A 1,269-nucleotide genomic window follows, 5' to 3' on the forward strand; every position below is an offset into this window, starting at 1 on the left:
GGTTCAACGCGGTGCAAGCCTATATTCAAGCCGGTGACTGCTATCAGGTGAATCTGGCGCAGCGTTTTCAGGCGGGCTATCGCGGCGATGAGTGGCAGGCATTTTTGCGTCTGACGCAGGCGAATCGCGCGCCATTCAGCGCCTTCCTGCGTTTGCCAAACAGCGCGCTGCTGAGTTTATCGCCTGAGCGCTTCCTCGCTTTACAGCAGCAGGAGATTGAAACGCGTCCGATTAAAGGCACCTTGCCGCGTCTTGCTGATGCCGAAGCCGATCGTTTGCAGGCAGAGAAACTCGCTAACTCAGAGAAAGATCGCGCTGAGAATCTGATGATTGTCGATCTGCTGCGCAATGATATTGGCCGCGTGGCCGTGCCCGGCAGCGTTAGCGTGCCGGAACTGTTCGTGGTCGAGCCTTTCCCGGCGGTACATCATCTGGTTAGCACCGTGCGTGCACGTTTGCCTGAAACGCTAAGTGCTACCGATCTGCTGCGCGCCTGTTTCCCTGGCGGTTCGATTACCGGCGCACCCAAGATCCGCGCGATGGAGATTATCGAAGAGTTAGAACCGCATCGTCGCAACGCGTGGTGTGGCAGTATCGGCTATATCAGCCTGTGTGGCCGCATGGATACCAGCATCACCATTCGCACGCTGATTGCGGAAAACCAACAGCTTTATTGCTCTGCCGGTGGCGGATTAGTGGCGGATAGCGACCTGAACGCCGAATATCAGGAAACCTTTCACAAGGTGAATCGTATTCTGCCCAGCCTGCGTGATGAGAACTGAGATGAATTTAACCCTTGAGCAGTTCCTCAGCCGCTTTGTTCTGCAACCGCCGCTGCATGTGCCAAAAAGCGCCATCAGCGGACGACGTGCGGCGGTGCTGGTCCCGGTGATCGCCGGCGCAGAACCTGGCTTGCTGCTCACGCGCCGCTCATCCCACCTGCGTAAACACGCGGGACAAGTGGCGTTTCCCGGCGGCATGCAGGATGCCACTGACGTGTCGTTGATCCACACCGCGTTGCGTGAAGCACAGGAAGAAGTGGGAATTCAGCCGGAGCAGGTGCAGATCATTGGCGTTCTGCCGCCGGTAACCAGCAGCACCGGTTTCGCCGTGACGCCGGTAGTGGGCATTATTCCGGCTGATTTTGCGTTGCAGCTTAATCCGGACGAAGTGGAAAGCGCCTTTGCCATGCCGCTGGCCGAAGCGCTGCGTTTGAGCCGCTACAGCGATCTCACCTTGCGGCGCGGTCATCGCCAACATCAGGTTTGG

2 protein-coding genes are annotated in these 1,269 nt (G+C 58.1%); both read left to right on the top strand.

The genetic code is table 11. The annotated features are described in order from the left end of the window. The coding region (pabB, locus tag RTY00_RS03180; protein ID WP_312663371.1) for an aminodeoxychorismate synthase component I at positions 1 to 782 on the top strand (782 nt) is incomplete at its 5' end. 1 nt (position 783) lies between these two features. Further along, positions 784 to 1,269, top strand: a 486-nt coding sequence (locus RTY00_RS03185; protein WP_312663372.1) for a CoA pyrophosphatase, incomplete at its 3' end; no start/stop codon positions are given.

The sequence above is a fragment of the Pantoea sp. CTOTU49201 genome (assembly GCF_032054795.1).
GTDB classification, from domain to species: domain Bacteria; phylum Pseudomonadota; class Gammaproteobacteria; order Enterobacterales; family Enterobacteriaceae; genus Pantoea; species Pantoea symbiotica.